At 40.8% G+C, this 23,201-nt stretch carries 16 protein-coding genes; 7 read left to right on the plus strand and 9 right to left on the minus strand.

Translation table 11 applies throughout. The annotated features are described in order from the left end of the window. Positions 1 to 164: 164 nt before the first annotated feature. The gene (locus AC1EU0_RS11060) at positions 165 to 1,211 is read left to right on the plus strand and encodes a hypothetical protein (RefSeq protein WP_480302461.1); all 1,047 of its coding nucleotides are present in this window, start codon (positions 165 to 167) and stop codon (positions 1,209 to 1,211) included. Between the two features lie 66 nt (positions 1,212 to 1,277). Here AC1EU0_RS11060 and AC1EU0_RS11065 read toward each other — a convergent pair whose 3' ends face one another. The 3 genes from AC1EU0_RS11065 to AC1EU0_RS11075 all read right to left on the minus strand — a co-directional run bounded on the left by AC1EU0_RS11065 (position 1,278) and on the right by AC1EU0_RS11075 (position 6,756). After that, the gene (locus AC1EU0_RS11065; RefSeq protein WP_480302462.1) at positions 1,278 to 3,713 is read right to left on the minus strand and encodes a hypothetical protein; all 2,436 of its coding nucleotides are present in this window, start codon (positions 3,711 to 3,713) and stop codon (positions 1,278 to 1,280) included. Between the two features lie 63 nt (positions 3,714 to 3,776). Then, positions 3,777 to 5,381, minus strand: coding sequence for a BamA/TamA family outer membrane protein (locus AC1EU0_RS11070; RefSeq protein ID WP_480302463.1), 1,605 nt, complete (start codon positions 5,379 to 5,381; stop codon positions 3,777 to 3,779). A gap of 151 nt (positions 5,382 to 5,532) precedes the next feature. Next, on the minus strand, positions 5,533 to 6,756 hold the full coding sequence (locus AC1EU0_RS11075; RefSeq protein WP_480302464.1) for a threonine/serine exporter family protein: 1,224 nt from the start codon (positions 6,754 to 6,756) through the stop codon (positions 5,533 to 5,535). Positions 6,757 to 7,263: 507 nt separating this feature from the next. On the opposite strand from AC1EU0_RS11075, the gene AC1EU0_RS11080 reads away from it, so the two are divergent. After that, positions 7,264 to 7,695, plus strand: a complete 432-nt coding sequence (locus AC1EU0_RS11080) for a hypothetical protein (protein ID WP_480302465.1) — start codon at positions 7,264 to 7,266, stop codon at positions 7,693 to 7,695. A gap of 48 nt (positions 7,696 to 7,743) precedes the next feature. Here AC1EU0_RS11080 and AC1EU0_RS11085 read toward each other — a convergent pair whose 3' ends face one another. The 3 genes from AC1EU0_RS11085 to AC1EU0_RS11095 are packed head-to-tail and all read right to left on the minus strand — an operon-like array spanning position 7,744 to position 11,138. Then, a complete protein-coding gene (locus AC1EU0_RS11085; RefSeq protein ID WP_480302548.1) occupies positions 7,744 to 8,877 on the minus strand; it encodes an ABC transporter permease in 1,134 nt (377 codons plus the stop codon). Continuing rightward, the gene (locus tag AC1EU0_RS11090) at positions 8,877 to 9,611 is read right to left on the minus strand and encodes an ABC transporter ATP-binding protein (protein ID WP_480302466.1); all 735 of its coding nucleotides are present in this window, start codon (positions 9,609 to 9,611) and stop codon (positions 8,877 to 8,879) included. The genes AC1EU0_RS11085 and AC1EU0_RS11090 overlap by 1 nt, the downstream gene beginning before the upstream one ends. Before the next feature lie 3 nt (positions 9,612 to 9,614). Beyond that, positions 9,615 to 11,138 carry an alpha/beta hydrolase gene (locus AC1EU0_RS11095; RefSeq protein WP_480302467.1) on the minus strand — a complete coding sequence of 508 codons (1,524 nt, stop codon included), beginning with the start codon at positions 11,136 to 11,138 and terminating at the stop codon, positions 9,615 to 9,617. 234 nt (positions 11,139 to 11,372) lie between these two features. On the opposite strand from AC1EU0_RS11095, the gene AC1EU0_RS11100 reads away from it, so the two are divergent. The 3 genes from AC1EU0_RS11100 to AC1EU0_RS11110 all read left to right on the plus strand — a co-directional run bounded on the left by AC1EU0_RS11100 (position 11,373) and on the right by AC1EU0_RS11110 (position 14,633). Further along, positions 11,373 to 13,160 (plus strand): AMP-dependent synthetase/ligase, encoded by a 1,788-nt coding sequence (locus AC1EU0_RS11100; protein ID WP_480302468.1) that lies wholly within the window; start codon positions 11,373 to 11,375, stop codon positions 13,158 to 13,160. Between the two features lie 56 nt (positions 13,161 to 13,216). Beyond that, positions 13,217 to 13,615, plus strand: coding sequence for an acyl-CoA thioesterase (locus AC1EU0_RS11105; protein ID WP_480302469.1), 399 nt, complete (start codon positions 13,217 to 13,219; stop codon positions 13,613 to 13,615). An 82-nt stretch (positions 13,616 to 13,697) separates the two neighbouring features. Next, entirely contained in the window at positions 13,698 to 14,633 is a 936-nt protein-coding gene (locus tag AC1EU0_RS11110; protein WP_480302470.1) for a hypothetical protein, read from the plus strand. A gap of 29 nt (positions 14,634 to 14,662) precedes the next feature. On the opposite strand, the gene mtnC is transcribed toward AC1EU0_RS11110, so the two are convergent. The 3 genes from mtnC to AC1EU0_RS11125 form a co-directional block, all read right to left on the minus strand. After that, positions 14,663 to 15,337, minus strand: coding sequence for an acireductone synthase (gene mtnC / locus AC1EU0_RS11115; RefSeq protein ID WP_480302549.1), 675 nt, complete (start codon positions 15,335 to 15,337; stop codon positions 14,663 to 14,665). 116 nt (positions 15,338 to 15,453) lie between these two features. Then, positions 15,454 to 16,137 (minus strand): pyrimidine 5'-nucleotidase, encoded by a 684-nt coding sequence (yjjG, locus tag AC1EU0_RS11120; RefSeq protein ID WP_480302471.1) that lies wholly within the window; start codon positions 16,135 to 16,137, stop codon positions 15,454 to 15,456. 31 nt (positions 16,138 to 16,168) lie between these two features. Beyond that, entirely contained in the window at positions 16,169 to 16,876 is a 708-nt protein-coding gene (locus tag AC1EU0_RS11125) for an SIMPL domain-containing protein (RefSeq protein ID WP_480302472.1), read from the minus strand. A gap of 206 nt (positions 16,877 to 17,082) precedes the next feature. Between AC1EU0_RS11125 and AC1EU0_RS11130 the strand changes: the two genes are divergently transcribed. Further along, positions 17,083 to 19,773: a hypothetical protein gene (locus AC1EU0_RS11130; RefSeq protein WP_480302473.1), complete on the plus strand. Its 2,691-nt coding sequence runs from the start codon at positions 17,083 to 17,085 to the stop codon at positions 19,771 to 19,773. 220 nt (positions 19,774 to 19,993) lie between these two features. Next, positions 19,994 to 23,173 (plus strand): coiled-coil domain-containing protein, encoded by a 3,180-nt coding sequence (locus tag AC1EU0_RS11135; protein WP_480302474.1) that lies wholly within the window; start codon positions 19,994 to 19,996, stop codon positions 23,171 to 23,173. Positions 23,174 to 23,201 lie beyond the last annotated feature (28 nt).

Below are 23,201 nucleotides of genomic sequence, written 5' to 3' on the forward strand. Positions count from 1 at the left end.
ATTTGATCCGACTTTTCATTAATGTTCTTGAAATTGACACTGATTTTCATAACCTTAGAAGGTACAATTTCAAGTGTAATATTGTTGGGACGTGTTTATCGATTTGTCGATAAACATTTTCTGAATTATAACGCATCTTTATACAGCCTAAATAGGGTTATTACGTGTTACTGAATTCTTTATTTTGTTTTCGTGGTAAAGACTCTGGATTGCGCACACTTGCCATCCTGTCTGCCAGTTATCTTTTAGTCTTAATTTGGATGGCACTATTTGGCCTGAATGCCAGTATTGTTATCCCTACTTTGCTTGCGGCTCCAGTGATTGGTTTAACTGGGCTTCGCCGAGTACGTGATGCCCAAAAGCCTCAATGGTGGAGTTACGGTGTAATTGTGACTTGGCTGATTTGGGCTTTAATGGTTTATTTCACAGAAAGCTGGAGTGTAGGCTTAATAGCTGGAATGCTGATGTTATTACTCTCCAGTTTCATTGCCTTGCCAGCCAGCCAAGGACGAGGACGTTATGTACAAGGTTATCAAGGCCCCGTTACCGCTAACGGGCCAATGAGCCGTCCAGCCCGAAGAGTTGAGCCGAGTCTTGATGGTTCTTCTGAGCCAGTATTTATTGATGATGCCAGTGTTGAAGAGCAGCAAGAAGAGCCAGAGTATCACCACCAATCCAATCGGACTACTTGGTTAGATAAACTGCCTCTGTCGCGTCATCAAGTCATAATGGCTGTCATTGGCATCATGGTTTTAGTGTTATCAGTGATATTTCTGACCTTTGTATTTTCTTCTGAATCCAACGATGATGCTAATGTTGAGCAGCAGGTTGCTCCAGCAGAGCCTGTGATGGAGCGAACTTCTGTAGAGTTTAAAGATGGATTTAATTTATCCCTTGAAGGCGACAAATTGTTTATGTCGTGGAATGGAGATACGGGGCAGCCACAAACCCTGTGGAGTCTTGCTACCGCTAAAGGGGATAAAGACTGCCAAAGTTTGACCTTTAACAATGGTTCAAAGTATCGACCTATTCAGGTAAAACTGTTGCCAAATACCAGTACTGAAGCCCAGTTTTCCCCTTTGGATACGGCAAGCATTATTAAAGATGTAGCATTGCGTGGTAAAGCTCAGCTGTGTGGGTATTCGTTTAGTTTAAAAGGCACTCAGACAGTGCTATCCAAGAATAAGCAATTTAGGGCTTATGTTGAATAACTTAATCGTCCTATTGATAAAAAATGCCGCTGATTCAGCGGCATTTTTTCGTTAAATATGATGGGATTATTCAGGTTGTGGAGGGTTAACGATAAAGATATTATCGCTAATAGTGCCTAATAGACCATCAATCGTTCTTCTTGAGCTATCTTCATGAAAAATTTTGGTAGAAAGCACAATGCCTTCTCTTTCTATAGCGGTCATAGTTACTCGTTCAAGAAGTTCGTTGCTGTCATCTAGTCTTTCAAAGATTAATTGACCTTTTTCATCAAGCTTCCAGCGAATTGTCACAGATTCAGCTGAGGCTGAACGCTCCCAAGATCCCACTTTCCAAGGTGTTTCGTCCGCTGGCTGTGTATTGAGAGTAATTTTGCTTTGCTGGTCTCCATTGTCATCGTATGAAATGAGGGGAGTATCACTTGATGTGAATTCTTCCGGATCTAATACGCCGTAATTCACTAAGATAGGCTGGCAGTTACTTACGTATAAATCATAAGCCGTTTTGGACAATAACTCATTATTTACGCTATTGCCTGAAGCACAAGGAGTGACTCTGCTCTTTAACTTTATTATAAATTGCTCTATCGGAGTGCTACTGAGTTTTTCCGTGTCCATATTATTGGTGATGTCATTCATGGCTGCCGCATTAAAGGCAATGCTGTTCATCGGCATTGAGAAGCCTCTATAACCTTGTCTCACCTTGCCGTCAGCCTTAGTATAAAACATGTCTTTTTTGGTGTTGCCTGAGGTATCAAATGCTAGAACTTTACTGGGTACTTTGAGCTCCGCCATTTGAAACACTAGCGTTGCCGTTACCATCCACTTCCCTGTTGCAAATAAAGAAGATTGTTTCTTGCTGCCGTCGCCATTTGCAACTTGCTGAATAAGATAATAGTTGGCAACACCCTCAGATGTATTCGAATCTGCTGTAATGAGTTCGGCAACAATATAACGACTGCCATTGATTGCAACAATTGGGCCTTTAAGCTTATCTAAGTCTCCACCAGATGGCTCAGATGACTCGATATCACCCAATTCGAGAGGATTTAATACAACGTCGTTGTCATTATGTGAAAAAACCAGAACATGACAATCAGCGCGACCTTCTTTTGCCTTTTCGCAATCCAATTTGTTATCCACCATTAGCACATCTTTGTTGACAGTGGACGTAATTTTCATGGCTTTAGCATCATCGCTAAATGTTGAATCATCAGACATGAGCTTCATATACACGTTCATGTCTGGGTCGTTTAAAAATTGTGTGTCTGTATCCAAATCATTTAAGGTATGTTCTATAGCCGATATTGTGGTTTTTAGATCTGGATTACTTTTGTTGACGAGATCGACCTTATTGCTATCTGCGTTAGGCTTTGCCTCATAAGCATTATCAGGGCGCATCCAATCACCGTTTCCATCAGGTATTAAAAAGTCATGTTTTTCTGGCTTATCACTGGCTGTCAGCGATGGGGCGTCTCTGTCGGCTTTTTTCTGCGTTTCATTTAACATTTTATTTTCAATATTAAATGAGTTCACTTGAATATTAGGCGCAAGATTATCCTCATCTGTAACAAATTGATGCATGGAATCATTAGTAAGAGCATCATTAATGTTGGCTACTGTGCTTGCTGTTGAAGCCTCAAACGCTTTAATTTGTTCTGCCAGCTTAGAGGTAGGTAATTGCATTTTAGCTAATGCGGCTGAATCGATATTTGCAAAGTCTGTATCCTGACTTGCGCCGCTTTCAGCATGTAGGTGAGCGACTTTATGAATGGTCGGCATGCTGTCGATTTGTTTCTGTATGACAAGCTTCATAAGCTGTTTGTGTGTGACATTGACACTATCAGGAATAGAAACACCGTTAAATGCAGGTGCACCGCTTGGGTTTGTTTGGATTCCTTCGTAGGTGTTGCCCATGTTGTATGTCATGACTAAGAACATATTTTTTGCAAGCTTGGCTATGTTTCTTATCTCAGGATCCAATGATTTTAAAGCCTCTTGATAATTCTTATATTGCATGGCTTTCTTACGTACTTCTTCTTCGATCTCCATATTCGCACCAACCAATGCTTCAGCTTCTGCCCTTGTAATCTTGAACTTTTCCATGTAGTGCTTAACTTGAGCCGATTCAGGGCTTACTGTATTTGAGTTAGCTGGAGCCGACATCACATAGGCTCTTTTTACCGCTTTATTGGTATCTGAATTAATGGCTTCAGTACCGACCTCTGCAATCAGAGGTGACTGACTTAGTGCTGCATCAGTGAGGTTTTCAAATTGATATTCACCGTTGGTACCGGAAGTGACCGATGGCTCTGTATCATCACATCTGGCGTTGTCGTTGGTGTCCATACAAATCTTTGCGCCTTGGATATAACCGGCGCCAGCCATGACTTGGCCTGATAAGGTGTTAAGCTGGGGTTTATTCTCTGTGCTGTTATTACTACCACCGCAGGCAGAGAGTAGTCCTGCTAGTAGAGTGGCTAGAACGGTATATTGCATTTTCATTTGAGTGACTCCTTTACTCAAAACAACTGTTCATTAAAGGTAGTCGATAGTTTGAACATTTTCCTATAAGGATTGTTTAACGGTAAATCGAAACTCTAGTCCTTGGATGGAGGGATCTGAATTGATGGGGTAAACCAGATCAATATGACCAACACTATTGTTACTGGATTTTGATGAATAAATTCTCAGTCCTGCACCTATGCTCGAGAGTATTCCTTGATCTTGATTGTTGATAGTACCCGAGCCATAGGCTTGGCCGATGTCGGCAAACGCAACCAAGGCAATATCGGCAAGTTCAAATAAATTGATATTAGGTATACGGCGAATTTCAGCACTCAATAGCCAAGTATTATCACCATGTTGATATTGAAGTGGATAGCCTCTTAGTCCAGAGTCATCCCCCAGCGAGTTTAATAAATCTAAGGGCAAGTTATTGGTAAATGACAGCTTCGCTTTTGAATAAAAGATCCACTTAGGGTTAATGAAATGAAAAAATTCACTTTGAAGTTCTAGACGATAATAGTCACTATGGGAGGTCGCTAAGGTTGCGTTTCCATTTAAACTGAATAGCCATAAATTGTTATCTTGTTGATGGCCTTTGGTTGTATGGATATTGATATGGTAGCCCGGTAAATTATTGTTGCGCTTATCGTCTAATTCAAACCCTAGCTTGAGAGAATGTGTCCAACCTAAATTAATATCTTCATTTTTATCTAGCACCCGCACATTGTTGAACTCATGATAATCATTTTGAATGTACTCGAACCCCACCCATGGATAAAAGAACCGTCGATCTTTTGGGATAACAGACAACGTATTGGTAGGTGAAAAACGATCTTGTTGTTGAGTTACCCCCAATCGAAATCGGGATAAGGCTTGCTGATCATTATTTAATAACCAACCATATTGCCCACTATAAAAGCGTGTGCTGTGAACAAATTTGTTGACGACATCTCCATTTTGCTCAATTTCATCCACACGATGATCATCATCATGGATGATGGAAAACGCGGTTTTAGTCTGATTAGAATAAAAAGGTTTAATCAGAGACCAATCTAACGCCTGACCATCGCTGTTGCGCTCATAGCCGATAGTGGCAATACCATGTTCAATCCAATTGATGGGAGCTGAAACGCTTGCGTGATATCCGTTTCTGTCTCTTTCATGGTTATACCTCAAGCGAGTACGAATACCTAAGCCCATTAGGTTGTCATCTTTAACGCCAACAGAATAGCGATTCTCATTACCTGTACGATTGAAATCTGCGGTAGGCAGCAGTGACCAATTATCCCAAGTTTCTACCACTACCGTTCTGCTCGTTGATTTGGTTTTGTTTGTTAAAGGTGCGAAGTAGACCTTTGCATCACGCAAATAGCGTTTGCTGCGAAGAATACGTTGAGCTTCATTTAAATCTGCGTTGGTGACCTTATCCCCTTGCTGAAAAATAAGATGATTACGGATAACCGACTTTTTGGTGGTCGTGTGTAATGAGTTTGCCCAGTCATGGATAAAGAAGTTGTCGGTGCTGGATTGATCAAAGATAGAATGATTGATGACGGTAATTTGATTGATAACAAAGGCCTGTTCGTCATTCGCCCATACGGGTGAAAGCTTAAATAAGCAGAAAATGAAAGCTAACAACATAACGTGTTGCTTGAACATTGCCATATTATTATCCGACCCTAATGTTAAGTAGGTCTCGTTGGTATTAAAAAATGAAGTGTTTTCTCTAGTGTAGCCTAGATAATTAAAGGAGAGGAGCAAGCCGCCATTTTATTATGGCGGCATAAATGGGAATTAAACAGGAGATTGTTGGGGATTATAACTCTCTACGAGGAGACACAACGACGTTAGCAAAAATTAGCCCTGCGATTAGGGACATAAAAATCAAGAACACTTGTGTACCAATGTGAGATTGATTCAGCATGGTTTCACCCGCAATTAAAGAGTTCAAACCAATATAGGTTTTACTGCCCGGTACCAAAATAACGATGCCTTGTAATAATGCAATAGAGGCAGGGGCTTTCATCCAACGAGCAAATAAATTGGAGTAAATCCCAACGGCCATTGCACCGAAGAAGATACCTATTGAATCACCGATGTATTTACCACCCAAGATCGCAAAAGAAAAGGCGATGATCCCAGCTAATACTCCCCAAGGTGCATCTTTAGGTCTGGCTTTAAACATGATAGCTAGACAGATAGACAGTAATGGTACTGCAGTCCATACCGAACCCGTTGGCAGTGGCATTGATTGGGTTGGAGTCACTGTACCAAATAGGGCATGACCAATGGCTAGCCCAAGAAATGCTCCAAAATACAGTTTAAATAACAGCATTAAGGCATCCATAATTCGAGCGGTACCAGAAATCAAATCCCGAGAGGCTAACTCCGCTAACCCAATGGTTAAGGCTAATCCGGGGACAAAAGCAATTACACCCGATAAAATGACCACGGGAATGTTGATACTCGGGTCTAACAGTGCAGCAACTCCGCACATCACAAAACCGCCAAACAGCGTGGAAAGCGGTTCTAGCATTTCAGCCATTTTTCGAGAGCGCTCAGCAATGAGCACAAAAGCAAAAACAATAAAGCCTAATGCACCAGACCAAAATACATCATTCCAACTGGTGTTCATCAACATGGCAAAAGCGGCAGCAGAGACTGTAAATGCTAGCCAAGTTAACGCGGTACCATAAGGATTGGGTTTATCTGCTATTTCGTCTAATCGATCTAACGCTTCATCTAGATTTCGTTGTCCAGAGATCAACTCGTCAACTAATTCATCGGTTCGAGCTAATGAACCTAAGTCCAACTCTCCCGGTTTTACTCGAGCAAGGTGGTTATATTCATGCTCATCATGGTGATGAAGCACAAAGGTCATTGATGTTGGTGAAATGACGAAGTTGCCTTCAAGGCCAAGGCTTCGAGAGACTTTAGTTAAATGGGCTTCAAGTCGATACGCGGGAGTACCAAACTTGTGTAAAGCTTTGCCTAACTTGATGATAAACTTGCGTTTAATTCGAAATTCGTGGTCGTTCACTGTCAATGCTCAATAAGTAAAGGTTACATCAAAAACAATATAATTAAATCAACCAATTGGTCGTTATAAATTTGCGCGAATAATAGCTGATTTTTTGGAATTATGAGAGCTTTATTTGACCAAAATATGATGAAAATTTGATAATGTTGTCGATACGCTTAAAAATCAAATTTTTAATAGATTATTGTCAATAACACAACTGACGTAATGTTGTGTTATCGCTCAATTTAACCGTATTTAAGATTGGCTGAACTCTGAGCTGGTGCAGTGATTTTTGACTGCCTAGGTTCTAGAGAATATAGAAATGAGCTTGTGCAGTTGAGTTGACAAGGCATCTTCTGTCATTCGCCCCGCATGTTGCTCAGGATGCCAAGAGAGTTAAACACAGTTTAATTTGTTGGTAATAATGAAAAATATTGAATATTTATTTGGTGGAGAGTAACGTTTACTTCGAATGGACGATGATAAAAATGGATGTCACTAATTTTATCTATTGAGGTACTCAATATGAAAATCTCTAAAATCGTCAAAAAACTTAGTCTTCTTGTCCTTGCCCTGCCTATCCTAGCTTTAGCTCAACCCTCTCATTCAACGGACAAAACAGTTCAAGCAAGTAATTATAATGTCAATCCCGGCTGTGTTGGTTCTTCGACAGGGGCTGACTATTGCAAGAGTGCCGCTAAAGGAGCAAAACTGAAAGGTTGTTATCCTATTTTTAACTCGTCCTCTAAAGCGAGGCTGTATTTTGTTTACTCACCATCGTATAAAAAAGGTGAAATGAATCAATGTGTAACAAGCAATAGTCAATTTAGTAAAAGTGATACGCCTACGAATGTTGAAGTGGTGAATATGTCGACTGACGCCATCATTTATAACGGAGAAATTGATAATAATGTTGGCTTGAAGTGTGATGAAAGCGGATGTAAGGCTTGGAATTAGATAAGAATGAGTCCGCTAAAAGGATATCAAGCGGACTCGTGTTAAGCGTTATAGGCCAAAGATCGTTTTTTCACTTTTCAGTGCTTTTTCCATTCCTAAAATAAGACCGATAGAAACGACTAAGGTAATGACGTTAGATACCAATAATGGTGTCATATCGAGGGTTTTACCTTTAATAAAATCTATTAATGCTTGTTGTTGGCCTGATACAGGTAACCATTGCAAGGTGTCAGGAGCCAAATCATAGCTGGTGGCCATAGACAGCATCATAGGCACAAATAAAGTAAATGAAATATAGGTTTGTGCTTCTTTAAAGCTTTTAGCAAAGAACGATACAAACAGTTGCAGAGATGAAGCCATAATGGCAATGGGAAAAGCTAACAAACAACTTAACGCCACAAACCCAAAGCTCACTTTGATGGTAAAGCCAAGCTCTTGCCAAGGTACAATCGTGTAGGCGGCTTTTGATACCAATAGCGTTAATAGTAAGCCTGCCATGGCGAGTGTGGTGACTGCTAACACTTTAGATAACACAATTTGTCGAGTCGACAATGGGTGGCTGAGCAACAGCGTCAGTGAATTACGTTCTCGCTCCCCAGCGCTGGTATCAATGGCGTGATTCATGCCACAAATAAACACCGCATAGATGATGCTTAAAATGGCCATCCCAAAAATGAAACTGCCTTTAGACTCTTTCGTCGCTTGATCTTCTACCACGACTTTAATAGGTTGCACTACAGTAGGGTTAATGCCACGAGCAATCAAACGTAAACTGGCCATTTCACTGCTATAGCCTTGCAAAGCTCTTTGAACACGAACGATGGAACTTTTCAGTTTTTGCTCTGAATTGTCAGCGATAAAGGTAACCGTAGCTGGCTGACCTTGATTCATGCTTTTAGCAAAGTCGTTACTGATCACTAAAGTAATGTCTTTGACGTTTTCACCCTTACCATGAGTAATGTCTCGGCTTTCGAGGTAACGGACCAGATCAGGTGCACCTTGCGGATTGGTGATGGTGATCTTAAGGTCGCTAGGGCTCGCAAGTTTATTGATCAACAGGAAAAACACGCCGCACATCAGTAAAGGCATGCCAGCAGCGTAGTACATAACTGCCATGACCGAACGTTTGTCTCGGCTCGCATCCACCAACTCTTTTTTGAGTAAAATATTTAGAAGCTTCATCATGCTGCAATTCCTTCATCTGTGCCTATCAATTGAATAAAGGCTTCCTCTAATGAAGTTTCACCTGCCATTTCACATAATTGATCTGGGCTACCGACAGCCACCACTTTGCCATTTGCCATCACGATCACTTGATCGCATAAAGCAGCCACCTCTTGCATCACATGGCTTGAAAACAACACGCAGTGGCCTTGCTCTTTGAGCATTTGCAGATTGCTGCGCAGTAAGCGAGTGCTCATCACATCTAAGCCACGGGTTGGCTCATCTAAAATGACATTGGTGGGCTGGTGGACGATAGCTTGTGCCAATGCGGTCTTCATACGCTGACCTTGAGAAAAACCTTTGCAGCGACGATCAGCAATGTCTTCCAGCTTCAGCATGTGAATGGTACGCTCGGTGGCTTCTTTAGCCTGAACTTTAGAAAGACCGCTTAGCTCTGCAAAATAGGCAATGTATTCTCTTGGGGTTAAGCGTTCGTACAAACCGAAAGGATCGGGAAATAACCCCAATTGCTGTTTGGCCGCAATCGGATTTTTTCGAACGTCAATGCCATCAATTTCAGCTATACCTTCATCGGGTTGCAACAGTCCAAATAAGGTACGTAAACACGTGGTTTTTCCTGCGCCATTAGGGCCAAGAAGTCCAGTAATTTGTCCGTCTAAGGCTTTAAAACTCAAGTCATTTAAAGCCTGTACGTCACCAATACGTTTTGATAAATGTTTTACTTCTATCATGGCTTACTCCTTAGCCTGAGTAGGGGCTGGCAATGCTTCAACACTGCTGGCGTTAAGGTAAAATCCACGGCGAACATCTTTGCTGAGGCATTTTGGATCAAGTTCATTAACCTTGCCGTCGTTGACTAGCTTTGCGACCAATTTATTACCACAAGACTGAAAAGCGACACCATGAGTCGCGTAAGGCGCAATAAAGTGCTTAGCATTTGTTAATTTTTCTTCAGCCAGCGTTCCCCATGAAGGAGGAGTGGCTGGATCAAGCTCACCTGATAACAACAGCGTTGGAATATCGCTGTCGATGGCATTACTGAATGAAGCATCTACGGCAGGCATTTTCCATACAGGGCAAGTTTGCTCTATGGCACTGAGTAGACTGCGGCCAAAATAGCTGGCATCGGCTTTGGCTTTAAGTTCAGGTGTGAGCCTAGGTAAATCCTCGCCACATATCACTGAAGCATGCATCCCCATGGCCAAATCTAACCCTGACTGAGTGATAGAATATAAGCCAAGTACTGCCTGATAATTACCTTGGTTAGCTTGATGGATGGCATAAGGCAGTAATGAACGAATGTTACTGGAATATAAGCCCATACGAATGCTGCCAAGAAACTTGCTTTGAGTGAGCAATAGCTGAGAAGGCTCGCCTGTGGATGGATCGTTTACCGTGCCTTGATAAGGATTATTGTGCAAACGTTGAGATGCGGCTTGGTATTCCTGTTTTAAATTAGGAAACGCCTGATCACAAGCATCGGATTGCTTGCAATCTTTAAACAATAAGTCAACCGCACGGTCGATAGCCTCGCCAATAGCAAGCACACTTTGTTGCATTGGCACAACTCCGTCCAACGTCACTGTAGCCAATGATTGTGGATAATGACGCATATACAGTTGCGCCATGCGGCTACCGTAAGAAATACCGTAGAGGTGGAATTTATGATAACCCAGCGCTTTTCTTACTGTTTCAAAGTCACTGATGGCAATATCACTGCTGTATTGAGTGACATCGGCCTTTTTCGACAGTTGAGTTAAGCATTTCGAAGATTCTTTTGGGTTGTCGATGGTTTCATCATTAAATCCTAATGGATCAACGTTATCAAATTCGCAACTAAGAATGTTAGATCGTCCAGTACCACGCTGATCGATCAATAAAATATCTCGGGTTTCCCGAATTTTAGAAAAAACACGATCAAATCCTGCGGCGTTATCGATGGCTGATTGTCCTGGACCACCGGCAATGGCAACAAAAGCTTCATTAGGATGCTGGTTTTTAATGGCGGGCAAAATGGCGTAATGAATGTCAATCATACGACCGTTAGGCTGATTAGTGTTTTCGGCAACCGTAACCTTGCCACAAATAACTTTTTCGCTTAACCCTTTTAGATAGCAAGATGACTGCTCATCTTTTGGTGTCTGTGGGTTTGCCTGCGCACTTGTTGAGGTGAGCACTAGAATCAAGCTGGCAAACACTAGGGTTGCCCCAAGTGAGGATGTCACTGAGCGGGTGCAATAAGGCTTCCATAGCATCATGAAACTTCCCTTAATAGAATGAAATAAACGCTTTAGCCTAATGAGTCACTGATAGAAAATCAAACAGCAAAAAGATCGAAATTGTAATGGAGTGTGAGGGTATCGATTATCCCGTTCGTTATTTCTTTGATTTTAACGGTATGTTGTACCTAATGTTTGAGTAAAAACTCTCTGACTTTCCAATACAGTTTCGTTACAATGCTGAAAAAGCGGAACAGTTGTAAGCTATTTATCATGTCATTAGAGCAGTACCAGTTAATTTCTTTACTTCGTAGCCAAACTCGTAGTCAACCAGACGCCATCGCCCTTGAAGGGTATGATGCTATGGAAAATTGGCGTAGTGTCAGTTGGCAGCGGTTTGAGGATGTAACTCAACATATGGCGCAGTGGTTGCTCCACAATGGCGTTCAAATTCAAGACAGATGTGCCATTATGTCGAAAAACTGCCCGCAATGGACTTGTGCTGACATTGCCATCTTAAAAACCAGAGGCGTTGTGGTGCCTTTATACCCCACTTCGACTACGGAACAAGCGGCGTTCATCATCAATGATGCTGAAGCTAAGATTTTATTTGTAGATGATGAAGCCGCTTACCAGCAAGCACTTGAGCTAAAATCGCTTTGCCCAAGCCTTGAAAAAATAGTTGTTTTTGATGGGCAAGTTGAACTCTCATCCTCAAATGACCTGCATTTTGATGTGATTTTGCAAGATCGTAGTTACTTGTGTGAAGGCGAACTCAAAGCCCGCTTAACCAGTAGTAATCTAGATGACTTACTGACTTTAATTTATACATCAGGTACCACAGGACAACCTAAAGGGGTGATGTTGGATCATCGCAATATCGCCTCTACCGTCCGTCAGCACGACACTAAGCTTAAAGTTAATGCAGGTGAAGTGTCATTGGCGTTATTGCCATTAAGTCATATCTTCGAACGCGGTTGGAGTTTCTACGCGTTATGTCGTGGGGTAAAAAATGTTTATTTAACCGACACCCAAAAAGCGAAAGAAGCCATGGAAGCGGTTAAACCTCATACGTTATGTGTTGTTCCACGCTTTTTAGAAAAAATTTACAGCGCGATTCAAGATAAAGTCAGTAAATCCTCACCAGCGAAGCGCAAGCTGTTTGCCTGGGCATTAAAGGTTGGTGAGCAGCAATTTGAAGTGGCTCAAGGTCGCAAAACGTTAAATCCATTAATTGCCTTACAATGGAGATTGGCAAACAAGTTAGTCTTCAGTAAGTTGCAACAAGCATTAGGCGGACGACTCAAATTTATGCCTTGTGGCGGTGCAGCGTTAGAGACAACAGTTGAACGTTTTTTCCAAGCGATTGATGTACCAGTGCTTTGCGGTTACGGCATGACAGAAACGACCGCGACGGTAACCTGTAATACCGTTGATAATCGAGTACCGGGTTCTAACGGCCAGCCTTTGGATGAAACTCAAGTTAAGATTGGCGACAATAATGAAATCATGGTTCGTGGTGATACTGTGATGCGTGGTTACTACAATCGCCCTGAAGAAAATGCCACAGCATTTGAAGATGGTTGGTTAAAAACGGGAGATGCGGGTAAGTTTGATGACAATGGTAACTTGATCATTACTGATCGCATTAAAGAGTTAATGAAAACCTCAAACGGCAAGTATATTGCGCCACAACGAGTGGAGGGTAAAGTTGGCTGTTGCCCTTACATTGAACAAGTAGCAGTGATCGCCGAATCAAAAAATTACGTGACAGCTTTGATTGTACCAGCGTTTGAAGCGCTAGAAGAATGGGCAAAAGAGCAAGGAGTAAAGTATTCTTCTCCACTTGAGTTAGTGCGTCACAGCAAAGTGATAGAACTATTTGAGCAACGTTTAAAAGTGGTTCAACAAGAACTGGCCAACTTTGAACAAGTAAAAAAATTCACACTACTTTCGGATGCCTTTTCGATGGAAGCTGGGTTAATCACACCGACCTTGAAGCTACGTCGTAAGATGATTTACCATAAGTACGACAGCGAAATTCGTGCTATGTATCAATAATCATAAAAAGCCGCAGTCATCACACTGCGGCTTTTTAGTAAAAGGGAACCAGAAATATGACAAAAGGATACACCACACACTTCTCTCCTCGCTTTAGTGAAACAGATGGCCTTGGCCACATTAATAACACCGTCATTCCGGTGTGGTTTGAATCAGCAAGAGACCCCATTTTTAAAATCTTTGTTCCTTCTCTTGAGCTTGCCCACTGGAACTTAATTTTGGCCAACATCTCAGTAGACTTTAAAGCACCAACCTTTTACGGAAGTGAGGTTAAAGTGGTTACTAGCATTAGCCGTATTGGCAACTCAAGTTTTGAAGTGCATCAGAAGTGTTATCAAAATGACGAGTTGACGGCAGAAGGTCGAACCCAAATGGTGCATTTTGATTATGAAACCAATCTCAGTCAGCCAATTTCACAAGAAATTCGTGCTCAGCTTCAGCAACTAGCAGATTAACCTTTGATTAATCTGTTTTAAAGTTTGAGTAAACAATCAGGTTTATCAGTTAAAGTGGCTTTATTTAATAAGGTCATCATCTATGGCAGTAAAATTAACTCCAAGTGAGCCACCACAAGCTGATTATCATGTAGTTAAGCAAGAAGCTTACATTCAGAATCCACAAAGATTCGGACGCTTTATTATGGAAGCGAAATTTGTTGAGGCGATATCTGAATCCGAATCAGTTGACGCCAATAGTAAATTTACTGAATTTGTCTCTGGAAAGTCTTCAGATTATCAAGATCATAAAACCCAAACTGATCATGGGACTACGTTGGTTTGTTCAGGGTTTGAGCGCGAAGACGTGGGAGATGAATTTAATGTTACTCCCGTTTGGTTCAGTATTGATAAACAAATTGACGATTTCACGGCGATAAGTGATTTATTAAGCCAATACTCGCAAAGAACCGTGCTGATTGTGCTTGAGCTTGAACATGTTTTGGCCAATATCAGCTTGAGTGATTTTGATTCAGATAAACCAGAACAGGTTACCTACACTCCTATTTCTACTGAGTTGTTTGAGCAAATTGCACAATTGCATGGTTTACATACACAGTTAACCTGTATTGTTTTTTCGGCTCTCCCAAATGAACAATTAACGAAGGCGATGGAGCAATTAATCGCATTTGAACGATTTCCTACTAAATCCATCGCTCATTGGGTGAGTGCGGCAAATCGGAAAGGACATTCTAAAATTAATCGATTGCAAGCTTGGATTGCGAAAAAATCGAAAATAGTTGGAAAAATCATTATTGTGGACGATGATACCTCATCATTAGTTGAAGCTAAGAAAACATTCAAAAATGCAGTGAAGACCTTTCAATTTATGGCTGGAATTCCCAATCGCTTGCAATGGTGTAAAAAAATGGAAGGAATTGATGAGGAATCCAGTGAGGAATTTAAATCAGTGTGCCCTGATATGTATCAAGCGTGGAGAGATTATTTAGCTTTTAAACAAACTCAACCTGTAAACTAAACCGATTTACAGGCTGAATCTACAGTGTCTTACAATGAAAGGTCTTTAAAGCTACTGATCTGCTGATATTGTGAATTCACTTCAGCATCACGAGACATAAGACAAACATTGATGCCTGCCGCTTGTGCTGCTTTTAATTCTTCTTGTCTATCAGAAACAAACAACACTTGCTTAGGTGATAAGCTGGTGGTGTTGAGAATATTCAAATAAGCTTGAGGGTCGGTTTTGTTACCGGTTCGGGTATCAAAATGACCGCTGAATAACGGTGTTAAATCACCACCATCACTGTGGGCAAACAATAACTTTTGTGCATCCACTGAGCCAGAAGAAAAGCTATACACTCTCATATTACTTTCTGTGTAATGTTTAATAGCGTCAATAAAATCTGGGTAAATATGGCCAGTAAACTCTTGCTCATCATAGCCTTGTTTCCAAATCAAACCTTGTAAGGTTTTCAATGGCGTGGCTTTGCGATCGTCTTTGATCCACTGCTGTAAAATGGCGGCAACACGAGCGATATCGGCATCGGGTTCGAGTGCCATTTCGCGAACATCACAGAGACAACTATCCACTAACACATCATCTTGATGTTGCTCTAAAAAAGCGGGCAGTTTTTCTAATGAATAAGAAAAAAGGGTGTCTTCAATAAACGATAAATCGGTCGTTGTTCCTGCGGTATCAACAACTATGGCTCGGATCCCCATAATGCGAACTGGCTCCATTTTCTACAAATTTGAGTACGAGATTGATCCTAAATTGAAATCAGGTGTTTGACCAGAAATTTCAGCGAGCTTTAGAGATTAATTCATCATGTTTTGAGTTAAGACAATAACCACTGTTTCAACTCATCATGAGAATGCACTTCAAGTGTTGGGATAATATCGGTGTCATTAGAAAGTCGATGGCGATTATACCAACAAGTATCAATCCCAAAGCGATTTCCACCAACAACATCAGTGTGTAGATTATCCCCCACCATCATAACGCTCGATTTTTCAGGCTGGCCCATTTTTTCAAAGGCATACTCAAAGATTTCTGGGCTTGGTTTTCCTACACCCACTACCTCAGAAATCACCAATAAATTTAAATAGCTTTCAAGCCCAGTGTTCTGCAAGCGTCTTTGCTGTAACTCTGCTAGTCCATTGGTGATGATGCCGATCTTTACTTGAGATCTAATGGCATCAAGCATTTCAATCGCTCCTGATAGAGGCTGGCATATTTCGGCCATGGACGATAAAAAGTTCGAGTTGAGCGTGGTCGCAGGTACATTTAAACGTTGTGACCACAGTTGAAAACGCTGTTCCTGTAGCGTGTTAGTATCAATTTCGTGGGCTTGATAGCGATCCCATAGCGACTTATTGGTACACTGATATTCTGCATAATCCTGTTCAGTAAACTCAACACCATATTGAGCTAATGCCCGTTTTATACCCGCAAAAGCATCAAAGTCAAACAGAGTTTCATCGGCATCAAATAGCAGCCATTGGTAACGAGAAAGGTTCAATGTTTTCAGCCTTAAACATGACAAAAGGAGATCATTTTAGAGTATAAGTGACTTCCACTCTATCGCTGATGGTGATCATTTTATTTTCATAGGTTTGACCGGTGGATTTCTCTGAGTACATCATCGCTTGATCTGATCTTCTACTCGAATACTGGTTGGGTTCATAGTTAATTTCCCACACTTTCCCCAGTTTTTCTCCAAAACCTTTAGCTAACGATCTCGCATTGTTTTGTGCATCTTTAATGGCTGCTAGGCGGGCTTGTTCTTGGTATTCATCCATGCGACTGCTGCTGTATTGGATATAGTTAATTTGATTCATACCCGAAGCAATACTGCTGTCTAATAGCGCATTTAATACCGTGAGATCATGCACTGTGACCGAAACCGTACGAGTGGCTTTATAGCCAATCATTTCAGGTGATTGATTACGAGGATATCGATACTCAGGCTGAACATAAATCGACGCGCTGTCGATATCCTTACTTTTGATCCCCGATCGTTTGAGTTTTTCCGTTAAAGACACCACCGCTTTGTCAGACGCTGTTTTTGCTTCTTTTGCCGTGGGCTGGTTTACAGAAACCGCAACATACATAGTCGCCATATCCGCTTTAACTTCCACAGTACTCGTTCCTACTGTTTGTATGTGAGGTAGGGTTAATTCGGTGCTGTTACCAGTCGCAGGTAAGAATGATAAAAGCGCAGCACTTAATAAGATTAACTTTTGTTGATATGTGGTCATAAGAACTTATCCAAAAAATGAATCGATGAGATATGTGTTGTACCAGTAGCTCTTTAATTGTACAAGTTCTAGCGGTTTGGCTTGCCTTAAGAAAGAACCGATGTGTTCTGTTAATGTTAACAACAATTAACATGACCATAACGTGATTTGGGTTTAACATCCTGAGATTAAATGTATTTTGCTATGTTGTAGAAGGTGGTTTTGTTATGGCAACGTCAAGAGTTGGAACTAGTGAGGCTTTAAGAGCTGGATTTGGTGAGCAATCAGCACAAAACACGGCTGATCGTTTATCAGTGTCAGAAGCCGATAAAAAAGTAATGCAGAAGTATGTTCCTAAACGCCGCGCTGATAGTGGTTTTGACGACTTAACTTTTGCTCTTAAAGGTACTCTTAAAGGAGCTTCTACGAAACAGGCAAGTCTTAAAGTTGCAGTTGACACTCTAAAGCTGGAATTCGAACGCAATGACGGAAAAATGGACAGTGCTAGCAAAGGCTCTAAATGTGCACCTTTTAAAGCACTCAAGCAATTCATTGATATACAAATGCAGTTTCCAGAAATTGCGAATACACTTTCTTATGCCCTAACCGTTGAGAGCAAGCCTGATGTCTGGAGCTTAGAGTTAATCTATAACCAACGAACAATCTGTACTTTTGTTTCAACCTCTGACAATCCATTTCATATGATGGTTTTGCCTGCTCTTGAAAAAATCGGTGCTAAACATCAACTGTATCAACGCTGCCAAGGTAAATTGGATGATGGTTGTAATCTGAGTTACAAGGACTTCACCGGTTTGCTTATACCCGTTTCTCCGTCTACAGCAGATGGGAATATATCGCTAGAAGATGCATTTAAAATGGTTAAAGCCAGTGCTGAGTTAGTGGCTAAGTTACCCGTATCAGCACGGCAATTAATTACACTACAACTCGTTGACGCAGCTCCTACCGTTGATCATTCTGCAGGCATAACAACTCTACCTAAATTTCAAGTGATTAAAATCGTTATTGGTGACGTTGTGGTTGAAGAGCGTAAATATAAGATGCACGTAGAGGACTCAAAAGCAGCACAATCACAAGTAGAAACGCGTGCTTTAATGTATCAAGCGGCAATTACAAAATTGCCTGAAAGAATCGAGTTATTAAAATGGGCTAAACCGAATGCACAGGACGCTGTTGCAATCATAAATAACTCATTAAAAATGATTAAAGAGGCGAAAAGCCTAGCCGATTTGGTAGCCGCCAGAGATGCATTAAAAACCATTCTCAGTCCAAGATACCACAACCGCTTGAAGTTGACCTGTGAAATAATTGATAAACCCAATTTTGCAGTAGGTGCTCGTTTCGCTATCGAAGGACTAAGAAATCAGAGTGTTGAGTTTGCTTTCTGTGTTGAAGAAGATGGCGTACTTATGCCCTCTGCTGATTACTTAACCTGTCTTGAACATAACGTCATACCAAAGCAATTATTAAGTGATTTTAAGTCTAAAAAAGGAAGTGATAATGCAGCCAATACTCCGGTGACTGTAACAAAAGCATCCAGCAAAGCTGATATTCAATATTTGGTTGATTCATTAGAAACAATGCAACAGCAAGTCACTGAGAAACAATACGGTGGCTCTAAGACTTGCCAATTTAATTTAATTGAAAGATTAGGCGAAAACTTGACGATTCCTGATGTAAGAAAGGCTTACAAAGATTTTGTGATGGCACTTAAGCGAGTTGAGTCGGACAATGCAAAAGCTGAAGCACAGAAACAAGTCGCATTAATGGAAGCACAGGCTGCCGCCAATTTAGCCGCCATAGAAGCTAAGCAAGAGTTACAACAGCTGGTGAATTCATTAAATGTTATGCCTGATAACCAGTTGCTGGAAAGTGGCGATGACTTAATGGCTCAATTTGATGATGCAAAGTTATCAATGGTAAGGGACGATGACTTAGTAGAAAGTCTCAAGCAAACTCGATCTCATCTAACAGAACTAAAAGGTATGATTGAGACTGCACAAATGGCACTCTCTGAACTCCATGATGGTCTATCTGCAACAGATGTGGCCACACGAGCAAGTCAAGGTTATGCGAGGTTACAAGCCTATAGGTTCGATTATGCAGAAGCGATAAGTTTAGACGCAACGATAGAACAACAAATCCACATTATAGAAGAAAACCTTCGAACTCATGCCGCAGAAGAAAAGCAAACTCAACTTAAAAAAGCTCAAGAACAGCGTTTAGCTCAAGTACTTCAACAAATTGAACAACATGCTAGTTTGGGAGTTGAATTAAAAATACGAGATGTGAAAATCTTAATCCAAGCCATTCAATCATCGGATTTACCTAAAGATCAGGTCGTTCGACAATTTAATAATCTGCATTCAATCATGTCACCCCAGTATAAGAGCAGGTTCCAAATCCATGAATCACAGATAGATCTGGCAAGCAAAACTTTCATGCTGGAAGTTGATGGAGCGGTATTGGCCAAGTTTACTCTGAATACAGCAGACGACATCGATGAATTAAGTCAGGTGAAGGCTCTAATTGGTACGTTTAAGAGACAGAATCAGAGACCAGAAGTGTCTGACGGAGATAGAGAATGGGTACAAATGCAATGTACAGATTTAGAAAAGTACCTACCTCCTATACATGGTGAACTAGGCGTATTAAAAGTACCAGTCGCTGAGGCTATTGAGAAAATATCGGCCTATTTTTCCATTTTGGAAAAAGAAAGTGCAGATGAGAGACAAGTAAAATTACTCGATGGAAAATTAAATGGCTTAATTCAAGAGTTAGGTGGTACCGATATTTTGAATGAACCAGAAATTAAAAAGTTGTGTAGTTCTCATTGGCTGAAAATTGGTGACGCTACTATGGACTGGAGTGGTGTGATTCACTTTTCTTTAGATGTTTAGTATTTTTCCCAGAAGGTTATAAAAACATAAAAAAGCCAATCTTACGATTGGCTTTTTCCTTTAGTTCTTCAAACATCCAGTACAAGTGAACACACTGTTAAGCTTGGTTAATAATCGTTCTCCCCAATGTAAAAATCCGATATAACTAGTGCCTAATTTATCTTCAAGATCCTTAAGTTATGGGATCGCTAATATAGCATTATTATGAAAGGAGCAAGTTATGGCGGGCGAAGTACGAGCGGAGCTGGCTCAGCAAGTAAGTTCTCAATATTTACCTGAAATACATCATTGTCCACCAAAGCCGTCTAAAGCGCTGCCGCTCAGTGAACTAAGAGATAATTTTGCTCAATGGCGTGACCCAAGCTCTGCTCTTTCTGAGGCTGATATTTCAGAGCGTATAAATCACATAACAAATAGAATTGGTAATAAATTGCCTTCACAGCGGTTGAATGCGTTTATTGAACTAAGAGAAGCCATGCAACCTGAGCATAGGGACAAGTTTGTTTATCAAATCGATCCTAACCCTTCTGCTTGGTCGTTAACCTTGAGTGTTCAAGATGAACAATTCAATACCCAGCTCTATGCTTATGACCCAAACACCGGTGTTCATCATCAAGATGCATCAGCAGTATATGCCTTGCAGGAGAACGAAAGCTTCTATTTTGCGATTAAATCTAGTGAGCAAGGGCGTCCTTTAACACGAGAAAAAGTGAATCAGCATCTCTCTGTCTTATTCAATGAACAGCAACAACCTGAAAGTAGAATTGACGCTTTTACAGAGCTTTTTAATGCCTTGCCACAGAGTTTCAAAAGTAATTTAATGTTACTTCCTCAGCAACCTGTACCCGGAGTGGCTCAGACTCAATCGTCAACGGTAAATTCTTACGTAAATATTATGTTTTTTGGTAGGCACATTAACTGGATACCAGTACCAGAAAGTTATAGTTCAGCACATCTATTAACAACGCCGATCCTAATGGCTTGTCAAAGCCGAAGTGAAGGTCGGCCTTTACAGCTTTTTGAAACAAAGTTAAGGGCATTTGAGAGTGAGAAAGACTTTTTTAGTGCAGTTCAAATTTGTAAAGAGTTGATTGAGTTATCTACTTTATCTGAAAAACAAAACTCTCCTTTTTCAGTGTCGTTTTGCAATGAGTTAATTTCAAGAACCAGTGTGCGCATCAAAGTTTATGATTGTGTTTGTCGATTTGATAATCTCCCTAAATTTAACCAAAGTAGTAATGGTGATTCAGCAGAGATGCAAGCTTGTGGTGATTTGAAAACAAAAGTGGAGCAGACTCAAGATCGGAACCATCTTCAGGAGGTTCGTCAGTACTTCAATCATATCAAGCAACAAGTTACTCACATGCAAGGATTGGGACAAGTACAACAATGTCAGGGAAAATTACAAGAGTTTGAAACAGAATACCGATGGGCAATTGAACATGATGCTGGCCTTAAAAAGGATGTAGAAAGTATGAAATTGGCTTTTCAGGTTTCGCATCAGCTGGCGGAGCAAAAAGCCAAAACCGAAAAGGCTTATGCTGAACTTACCACAAGGTTACAAGAGTTGAATGACCAACAATGCATCGAGTCAGCAAAACAGTTGCTTGAGACCTTTGCAAAGGATCACAGTGCTGCACTAGCGGATGATACTGAGCTGAATACACAATTCAATCAATTAAAAGTAGCAACAGAGACTAAGATTGACAATGCTCAGGAGGCTTATTCTACTGCTCAAGAGGCGTTATCGGAACTTGCAACCAAGATTGAAAAAATGCGGCCTCATCAAGTGGCTGCTGAATCTGAAGCATTGCTCACAACATTTAAGCAGGAGCACCAGCAAGTTCTTGATAGTTACCAAGAGGTAAGTCAAGACTTTGATAAGATAACGAAAGAGGCTGATGAAAGACGTTACCAGTATCAATTGGATGCGACTTTAGCTCTAGGGGATATCCGGACAATGCGGCAATCACTTGATGAGTTAAAAGGCGATGAACTAGTTCAGCAATACGAAGGATTACTGAAAGAGTTTAAAGACAAATATGAACATTGTATGCAAGGCTCTAGCTCGCTAAGGGATAGTTATCAAGCGGCTAGAACGCTTACAGAACAAAGAAAAGATAGATTTCTTGAGCTAAAAAAAGAAGCTGATAGAGAGTTATTGGGTATTAAAGCTCAAATTGCTAAAGTGGAATTACAGTCGGAAGTGGATGACATTTCTGCACAAATTGAAGCTTTCAGGGGTAAGCATGTGGCGCTTCTACTAGAAAGTTGTGAATTAGTATGTGATTTGACCGACCTAGAAAAGCACCTTGAAACGAAGAAAGTGCATTTACAGGTAGCTATCAATGATAAGCAAGATCAAGCAATGAATTCAGCATTTGGTGCCATGTCTCATTTTTTATTAGAGGAAGCTAAACCTGATGAAGCTGGTGTAGTATGCGCGCTGAAATGTAGTGAATTCGAGCAGGAACACAAACAAGCCATTGAGCGGGATGACTCGATGGTTTCAAAACTAGAAAACTTAAAAACCCAAGTACAAACTCTTTTCCTTAAACACAGTATGACACAAGTTGCTTTGGAAGCTGAGAAGCTAAGACAAGAAGAAAAGCGGCGAGAAGATTTGTTGCGAGTAAAAATGGAAGTGACTTTATGCAAAGTTGAGGTGATGGAGCAAGCGTATACCGATCAACTTATGAAGGTGCTGCTTACAGAGTCGTTAGCGTTAGAGGCTAGAGCAAAATGCTTTGTGTATCTGAAGACTACTTCAAGTGATGGTGATATTAAGCAGGGCTTTAAGTTTGTATTTATCGATCCTAAAGATGATCCAGACGGAGCAAAAGTGGTGATGAGTTACGATGGGGTTGAAATTATTAATCAACCATTGTCTATAAAAGACAGTGATAGTAGAGATACAATGAGCCATATGAAAGTTCAATCTGCTAACTTTACAAATTTCGAATCCAAAGACGTTTTAAAGCGGGTAGAACTGGCTGCTGAATTTTGTAACAGTAATTACTTTAAACAGCAGCTAGCAAAAGTTGTTGATAAAGACGAAAGTAAAAAAGCCTCACCAACAACAAGAGTTGCGACCAATACTCGTGGGTTTGTAGCGACACCTGATCAAGTAAACGCGATGGAAAATTTCATTAAAGCACTTAAGCAAGCGCCAGGCCAGGCCGCTAGTTTTGCTGAAGATTTTAGTGAATTCATTTTTGGGGAAGATGGACAAAAAGCATTGACCGCTCTTAAGTTAGAAATTCGTTCAGCTAATCTGCTTAAAGCAAAGGCAATAGCAGAATTAACAGATGCAGTGAAGCTTAATTTTGCGACAGAGGATGGTGGTAAACTACAGCGAGATGAAACTACCTTGACTATCTTACTGGAAGCTTATTTATAAAGCTGAACAAAAAAAGCCAGCTTACTTG

This window comes from Parashewanella sp. 2210YD4-3, assembly GCF_056591735.1.